The sequence below is a fragment of the Bacteroidetes bacterium SB0662_bin_6 genome, from assembly GCA_009839485.1.
Lineage (GTDB): Bacteria > Bacteroidota > Rhodothermia > Rhodothermales > VXPQ01 > VXPQ01.
Genome location: VXPQ01000050.1, coordinates 1 through 7,801, shown reverse-complemented (window position 1 = coordinate 7,801; position 7,801 = coordinate 1). Strand labels below are relative to the sequence as shown.

At 53.2% G+C, this 7,801-nt stretch carries 6 protein-coding genes; 2 read left to right on the top strand and 4 right to left on the bottom strand.

What is annotated here, in order from left to right:
* Window positions 1–2,569 precede the first annotated feature (2,569 nt).
* The gene (locus F4Y00_10155) at window positions 2,570–3,385 is read left to right on the top strand and encodes a hypothetical protein (protein MYE05319.1); all 816 of its coding nucleotides are present in this window, start codon (window positions 2,570–2,572) and stop codon (window positions 3,383–3,385) included.
* A gap of 358 nt (window positions 3,386–3,743) precedes the next feature.
* Window positions 3,744–4,355, top strand: coding sequence for a hypothetical protein (locus F4Y00_10150; GenBank protein ID MYE05318.1), 612 nt, complete (start codon window positions 3,744–3,746; stop codon window positions 4,353–4,355).
* 36 nt (window positions 4,356–4,391) lie between these two features.
* Here the strand turns inward: F4Y00_10150 and F4Y00_10145 are convergent, their stop codons facing one another.
* The 4 genes from F4Y00_10145 to F4Y00_10130 form a co-directional block, all read right to left on the bottom strand.
* Window positions 4,392–5,567 carry a hypothetical protein gene (locus F4Y00_10145; GenBank protein ID MYE05317.1) on the bottom strand — a complete coding sequence of 392 codons (1,176 nt, stop codon included), beginning with the start codon at window positions 5,565–5,567 and terminating at the stop codon, window positions 4,392–4,394.
* A 118-nt stretch (window positions 5,568–5,685) separates the two neighbouring features.
* On the bottom strand, window positions 5,686–5,958 hold the full coding sequence (locus F4Y00_10140) for a type II toxin-antitoxin system YafQ family toxin (protein ID MYE05316.1): 273 nt from the start codon (window positions 5,956–5,958) through the stop codon (window positions 5,686–5,688).
* The gene (locus tag F4Y00_10135; protein ID MYE05315.1) at window positions 5,955–6,236 is read right to left on the bottom strand and encodes a type II toxin-antitoxin system RelB/DinJ family antitoxin; all 282 of its coding nucleotides are present in this window, start codon (window positions 6,234–6,236) and stop codon (window positions 5,955–5,957) included. Before F4Y00_10135 ends, F4Y00_10140 begins: the two co-directional genes overlap by 4 nt.
* A gap of 241 nt (window positions 6,237–6,477) precedes the next feature.
* Window positions 6,478–7,296 carry a tetratricopeptide repeat protein gene (locus F4Y00_10130; GenBank protein MYE05314.1) on the bottom strand — a complete coding sequence of 273 codons (819 nt, stop codon included), beginning with the start codon at window positions 7,294–7,296 and terminating at the stop codon, window positions 6,478–6,480.
* Window positions 7,297–7,801 lie beyond the last annotated feature (505 nt).

Here is a 7,801-nt window from a genome sequence, read left to right as displayed (position 1 = left end):
CGCATCGTGTTCTGCCTGTTCGCCGACGACACCGGCATCTTCGAGCCGCGCGACATCTTCCTTGAGTTCATCGAAACCCGCACCAGCGAGGACGGCGCCGACCTGGGACCGTGGCTGCGGCAAGTGTTCGAGGTCCTGAATTCGCCCGAAGAAGAGCGCAGCCCGCTACTTGACGAGGATCTGGCGCGTTTCCCCTATGTCAACGGCGACCTGTTCCGCGAACACTTGCGCACTCCGTCTTTCAATGCTTCCATGCGTGAAGCGCTGCTGGACGTGTGCCGCTTCGACTGGTCGAACATTTCGCCCGCCATATTCGGGGCGCTGTTCCAGTCCGTCATGGAGCCCGAGCAACGCCGCGCCCAGGGTGCGCACTACACCACCGAGAAGAACATCCTCAAGGTGATCGAACCACTGTTCATGGACGACCTGCGGGCCGAATTCAAGCACCTCAAGTCCCGCAAGGACAGCCGCCGCCGCACCGACCTTCGGCGTTTTCAGGAAAAGCTGGGTAGCATGCGATTCTTCGACCCCGCCTGCGGCTGTGGCAACTTCCTCATCATCGCCTACCGCGAACTGCGTCAGCTTGAAATCGAAGTCCTCAAGGAAATCCACCCGAATCGGCAATTGGACGCTCTGGCGGAAGAGCTGTCGCTGGTAGATGTGGATCAGTTCTATGGCATCGAGCTCGGAGAGTTTCCCGCCCGCATTGCCGAAACCGCAATGTGGATGATGGACCACATCATGAACAACCGGCTAAGCCTGGAGTTTGGCCAGACCTATGTGCGTATCCCGCTAGAGAGCTCGCCGCACATCATGCACGGCGACGCACTGGAGGTGGATTGGCAAGAAGTCCTTCCACCCGAAAAGTGCTCGTTCGTGTTCGGCAATCCTCCCTTTATTGGCGCGAAATTTCAGACGGCGGAGCAACGCGCGCAGGTGCGCCGAATCGCAGCCCTGGGCAAGAGCGGCGGCACGCTCGACTACGTCACCGCCTGGTTCATCAAGGCAGGCGACTACGTGCAGGAGGGCTCCGCCCGAATCGGTTTCGTCGCCACCAACTCGATCACACAGGGCGAGCAGGTAGCGCAACTCTGGCCTATCCTGCTCGACCGCCTCAAACTCGAAATCGCTTTCGCCCATCGAACGTTCGCCTGGGGGTCGGACGCACGCGGCAAAGCGCATGTTCATGTGGCCATTCTGGGCGTCGACCAGCGCGATCGGGCGGGCGCGGAGAAACGCTTGTTCAGCTATACGGACATCAATGGCGAGCCGGAGGAATCACGACACGCAGTTCTATCGCCTTATCTCTTCGATGCCGCCGGGTTGATCGATTCACATCTGACCGTGCGCGGGGAGAGCCGGCCGATAAACGGTATGCAGAAACTGATTATCGGCTCCAAACCTATTGACGGCGGCCATTACATATTCAACTCGGAAGAAAGAGAGACATTTCTTCAGAAAGAGCCAGACGCCGCCCCTCTTTTACGCCCGTTCGTAGGGGCACGTGAGTACTTGCAAGGCGGGGAACGCTGGATTCTCGCGCTGCACGACGCGCCTCCGCACATTCTTGCCGAATTGCCGCTTGTGCGTGAACGGATTGCAGCCGTTCGCGCCTACAGGCAAGCCAGTAAGAGCAAACCCACGATCAAGCTAGCCGAAACGCCGACGCTCTATCACGTGGACGTTCTTCCTAGGGAGTCGTTCCTGGTAATTCCCGAAGTCAGTTCCGAACGTCGGGAATACGTGCCTATTGGCTGGCTTGCGCCGCCCGTGATTCCAAGCAATCTCGTGCGCGTTCTCGAAAACGCCACTCTGGCGGATTTCGCGCTGCTGACATCTTCCATGCATATGGCGTGGCTGCGCCATGTCGGCGGCCGATTGGAGAGCCGGTACCGCTATTCCATCGGCCTTGTTTACAACACTTTCCCTACCCCGCCTGACTTTACCAACCGTGAACGTGAACTTGACTTTTCAAAGATCGAGTCTCTCGCGCAGGCGGTCCTCGACGCCCGCTCCGAATGGCACACGTCCACCCTTGCAAACCTATATGACCCCGACCTGATGCCGCCGAACCTACGCAAGGCACATCAGGCGCTCGATCGTGTGGTTGACCAACTCTATCGCCGCTCCAGCTTCGCGTCCGAGCGCGAGCGCGTCGAGCATCTGTTCACGCTCTATGAAAAGATGCGAACGCCACTCGCGGCTAACGTGACGGGCAGACGACACCGAAAGCGATGATCATATTGCCTTCGGGAATTGAGCAATGCCTACGACTACTCGACTTTGGTGAAGAGGAATCGACGAAGGGGCGGTATCGATTCAGAACGAGCACAAGAGCAACAAGTAAATTTGTTGGACGTGATCAAGTATTTCCAGTAACAGATCCGTGTGGCGAAACTTTCGGAAAGCATGGAAATTCTGCGGTGGCGGGTCGACCGATTATCATTGGCGCCAGCATATATCCCACGGGAGGAAATACAGCGAAAACACCCGTGGCCATTAATAAGACCATTCTGAGGATCGTGTATGGCAGGGGAATCCAGGGTTCAAATGTCATGGAATTGAGGTAATGGTGAGTCCAAAAAAATCCAAGTCCATACAACGCCTGCGGAAAGTACTGGATGAAGTACCTGAATTGAAGAGGCTTCGGCGCCGATCGCCTGAGTTCAATAAATGGCGGAGGAATGCACGAGTGGCTATTGCTAATACGTTCGGCAGCAAGTCAAGCCACGTTGCGGACTTCAACAACGTCAGCTATTCGCTGATGGCATTTTCGACCGGCACCCCTGATTCGGAGTTCGAAGCCGCATATCGGAGGGGCTTGGACTCAGCTGCGTCTGTACTCGAATCCATGATAGATGAGATCGGGGAATACTGGGAAGACGACGAAGAATCATTAAGAACCTCCGATTCTCATGTCGAGGTTCAGAAGAATGCGAACAAGGTCTTCGTAATCCATGGCCACGACAATTCAGCTCAGGAAACGGTCGCACGATTCCTCGAGAAACTGAAGCTCGAACCAGTAATCTTGCACGAACAACCGAATGAAGGACGCACAATTATCGAGAAGTTCGAAGACTACGCAGATGTCACCTTTGCGGTCGTCCTGCTAACTCCGGACGACATGGGTGCGCTCAAGGAGAAGCATCGCGACCTAAAGCCTCGCGCACGACAGAACGTCGTTTTCGAGTTTGGATATTTCATAGGGAAATTAGGCAGGGAGAGAGTCTGTGCATTATCGATAAGGGATGTTGAAAGACCCTCAGACTGCGATGGCATCCTCTATGTTCCTCTAGATAACGAGGACGGCTGGAAAATACGGCTCTTACGAGAATTGAAGGCCGCCGGTTTCAGCGTAGACGCAAATCGGGCGCTATTGGCTTAATTTCACACTGACTGTTCCGCCTTTTGGGCTTTCTTGAACCTGTCGTAATCGGCTTGTTCTTGATCAACTTGCATCCGGCACTTGTCACGCTCCTTGAGAGCCAATTCCCAATCTTCTTTCAACTTGCTCCTGTAGCCATGCCCGTGACGCGCTCGGAGTTGATTGTGCAACTTATAGTTTTCCCCTTACAGCCTCAGCTGTTAGCCAATCCCGGAAAGTTTTGCGCACATGCGCTTCGCACTCTCGCAATGCGCTGTGCGCCATTTCAAGCCGAAATTCCGCAGCTTCTTTGTTCATACTGCTACTCATCAAGTATGAACACCCTAAACATTCGCACTGCGAGAGCAGGAACTCAAATATGAAAAACTACGTTTGGAAGCATCGAATCGTTTTGGTACTTCTGGCTATCTTATTTGTGCAAGTGCCATTCGTCATGATCAAGCTAACAACTGCCGATCGAGACGTTGTTAGTGCAATTGCCGAGGCTGCACAAATTTTGTTTTCAAGTGGTCTGGCAGGTTATCTGTTCTCCAAAACTTTCGAATCATGGCTGGAAAAAAAGTTGTATGGGGGATTTCGACGAAATTGGAAAGAAGTTCGCGTCATGTACTCCGATGGTGTGCTGAAAGGTATGGGCGAAGCATATCCCAGGGAGCCGACTCTTCTAATTCAGCCCCCGATCTTTGACGATGCAAGACCTGAATCCCCTCGAGGCGCGATCGAAGAAGTACTCTTCGCCCAAAGTCGAGATGGCAGGAAGCACACAATCACTGCGCCGATCATGCACGGCCCCGTGTCAATAAGTTTCAATACTGGATACGTTCGTCGACCTGGTGCTGATGAAAACACCTGGGCAACCGGCCACTGGAGCGAAATGCAATTGATGCAGGTGGGTTACGCAGGCCAAAAAATTACCAGGGTTGGATTCCCTGATACGTTAGTCCAATTGGCACGAGCGAAAACAGGTTAATTCAGCTTCTGCGTGAACGGGGCGCGTTGCTAGTCATTAGTCCAATGCTTGATTTGAACCACTCATGATGTAGTGGTGTATCTGGTCAAGGGCCAGGATCACTTGTAGCGCCCCTGTCCTCGTGTAATGGTTAGGCGCAGCAACTCCATGCGCAACCGAATGACGCGAGATCTCGACCGACCCGGCTGTGAGATCAAAACCCCGAAAAAGGTAATTTTCCAAGTATTCGAAAAAGAGATCTGGGAACGCTAGGCTGCCAGAACTTGGAAACGCCTTCCTGCCACGTTCCGACACGTACACCATGAGTTCCCTCGTCGTTGGCCTCCTGCCCATGTTCTGATGGAAGTGCAGCCGAATGATGCCTTCCGCCTCACTTACGAGATTCTTAATGCAGTTGATAGCCTGTTCAGCGCTGCCCTCCTTGTAGGCGTTTAGCCCTGCTGCAATTATTTCTTTCTTGTCCCGGAACGCAGGATTGTTCCACCAACCCTCAGAAATCTCATCTATACGGTCGGCACTGAACGCCTGAACAATATGCGCCTCCACAGCATTCAGTTCCGACGGTTCACTGATCCCATGACGAAGCTGACGAAATTCGTCTGTAGAGAACTGGATGAACGGAAACCAGCCCCGGTCTATAAGCCGCTCTGGATTCGCGGGGTCAACAAAAAACGCATACACCTCGTGGAAGTGCATGGTCCGAAAACACTGCCCCAGAGTCTTCCATAGTTCACGTGTCGACAACTTTCCGGACAAGTCGAAATACAGCCCAAAACTCCAGTCGACCCGAAACAACCAGACAATCTTGTCTCCATCCTGAATATCTGCTTCAAAGAAATCGTCCCGAAACCTGACCTCCTCAATGTCCAGAATCTGTTCCTTGAACACTGCTCTTCCCTGCTGAATCGTGCCCTTGGAACGTATGCTCACCGTAACGGGAAACGAGGTGTGTACCTGGGCCTTCTTGTTTCGGATTACTATGAGCAAATCATTGGGCATGCTGCCTCCCAAGCTGGAGAACTGCCCAAGGATCTGCTCGAAATAACGCCGGTGATCATCATCGTAGGACGAAAAGAACGCGCTTTGGAGCACGTTAACCATCTCGCCTTTCTCGGCCACGTTTAATGAGATGCCTACGAGTTCCGCAACCTCATGTATCTCGGGCTCGTACCGGGCCCCCTCGATTCCTCGATGTGTTTTCGTTCGCTCCATTGCCTATGCCACCAAATTCAACACTATGGATTGAGAACTTGCTATTGACCGTTCCCCGACTGTTGCCCAGAACCGAGCCAGGTGCAATGAGGGCACCCTCATCATGACCGCAACTCCATTAGTTTTGAAAGAGGTCGGAGTGTGTTCCGGTTCGGCGGAGTATCAGAAGGTCTTCGGTGATCTCGTAAATCAGTATCCAGTCTCCGGCCAAGTGAATATCCCAGGCGTCGTTGAAGTTGCCTGACAACTTGTGGGGTCGGGCGTTGGGTGGTAGTGGCCGGCCTCTCGCCAAGGTATCAACGGCTGCTTCAAGCCGTTGGACGTCCCAGCCTCGTTTCTTGATTCTTTTGTAGTCTTGGCGAAATCTCTTCGTGTAGGCAATCTCCCTCATCGGTCCTCTTGATCGGCATCGCTGGCCGTTTCAAGGTGAGAGAAGACCGCGCGCGCGGACGGGAATCGTTTCAGTTTCTCCGCAGGTTCCTCCAGTGCGTCTATCGTTTCAGCATTCGGGATTCGCGCGTCAAAGGGCAAGCCCTTGCGCATCACGAGTTGTCGCAAGGACATGCGAATAAATTCGGTGGGTTTCAGCCCGAGTTGGGAAAGCACCTCTTCGGATCGCGCCTTCAGTTCGGGTTCCAGCCGAACTTGCATTTGTACGGTTCTAGCCATGTGGAATCAAACAGATTTGCTTGGGATAATAATAGATTGCGAATGGTACCAATTGCAATACCATTTGACGCGAGTTATGTCAACGCGGACCAAATTTTTCCCATTTCCTGAGCCTAGCTCGGGATTGCAATTACCTTGCATGCTGACGTTTCCCCGAAGTTGACTCCTGTGTTATTACATCGATTAGCGGCTAACCTCACTCTGATCCTTAACTCGTAACCACGATAAACCTTAACAAAACTCAATTGCCATCTTCGGTATCGAGTTGGTGCAATAGCTCCTTTATTCTGGAAGCACGGTATGTGTCATTTTCTTCTCGCGCGAGCGTCAGCGCGCTCTCATAATCCTTTCGTGCTTCGGCTAGTCGCCCCAACGCGCGCTTCGAGTTGCCTCTACTGTAGTACGCTCGAGCGTAGTCTGTTTGCAAGCGAATAGCCTCATCATAGTCGGTAATGGCTTCGTCGAATCGCCTCAATCTAGCCTTGGCGAGGCCCCTATTGTGGTAGGCACGAGCGTTGGGCATTCGCAGGCGAATAGCCTCGTCATAGTCAGCAATGGCTTCTACAAGGCGCCCTAACTTGGCCTTGACGATGCCCCGATTATTGTAGGCTCCTGCACTGTCAGGTTGCAGAATAATGGCCTTGTCGTACGCGCGCATCTTTTCTTCCAAGTTCTCATCTGCCTGCAGATAGCCGTAGGAAAACCACGCTCTAGCAGCTAGGCTGTTGTCCGTTCCCTCCGCGCTTTCGGCGATAGCTAGCCATTTCCTGATGGCGTCTTTTGTCTTCTCCTGCTCCTGGAGAGATGTGGCTTCAGCTATCTCCTTTTCCATCGGGGTTGCACCCGGGTCGTTGCTCACGTCCCCAGTTTTTTGTCTTGCTTGCTCCGGTTCTTCGGGATCAGACTCCGCTGCCATCTCCTGAAGAAGCTCCCGAGATTCATCTCGATTCTGTTTGATTTCTTCGAGCAAACTCTTTACCTCGTTCGCACTCTCTTTCGCCTCACTCCTGATCGCTTCGAACCTTCGAAACCCGAAAAAACCAGCAAGGACAGCGAACACACCGAAGAACGTAAGGAAGATTGCTACCGCCTCCAGCCACCACGTTATGGTAGTAGCCCAATCATCAAGTTGCTCTCGGCGGAGTTCATTGAATTGCCGCTCTATTTCGGCTTCAATGGTGGTCGGATCTGAAAGATCTTCGGCGGAGTCGTCCTAGCTGAGCACTCCTTGTTGAATTCTGTCATTTATAGCTGGCTGAGCGAAATGGGTAGCATCCGTCGAGGTATCAGGGTTGGCTTCGTTCGACTGCGCCAGAGTAGCCGCTGGAATAATGGCCACCAGTAAAGCGGCGACTACGGGCGCAAACACATCAGACTGAGAGATCCTGTTCATTCAGCCTCTTCCTTCTAAGAACGACATGTCTAGTTTCCCACATCTGTTTGCATTTCCCCGAAAAACTCTGACTGCAGGCTTCTTTAGAGCAGTGGTTCTTGCCGGAGTGCAAGCTGGTGCCCGGGGCCGGACTCGAACCGGCACGGGGTTTCCCCCGGGGGATTTTCTTACC

Coding starts and splice junctions, on each gene's coding strand:
- F4Y00_10155 (MYE05319.1), top strand. CDS start 2,570: ATGGTGAGTCCAAAAAAATCCAAGTCCATACAACGCCTGCGGAAAGTA.
- F4Y00_10150 (MYE05318.1), top strand. CDS start 3,744: ATGAAAAACTACGTTTGGAAGCATCGAATCGTTTTGGTACTTCTGGCT.
- F4Y00_10145 (MYE05317.1), bottom strand. CDS start 5,567: ATGGAGCGAACGAAAACACATCGAGGAATCGAGGGGGCCCGGTACGAG.
- F4Y00_10140 (MYE05316.1), bottom strand. CDS start 5,958: ATGAGGGAGATTGCCTACACGAAGAGATTTCGCCAAGACTACAAAAGA.
- F4Y00_10135 (MYE05315.1), bottom strand. CDS start 6,236: ATGGCTAGAACCGTACAAATGCAAGTTCGGCTGGAACCCGAACTGAAG.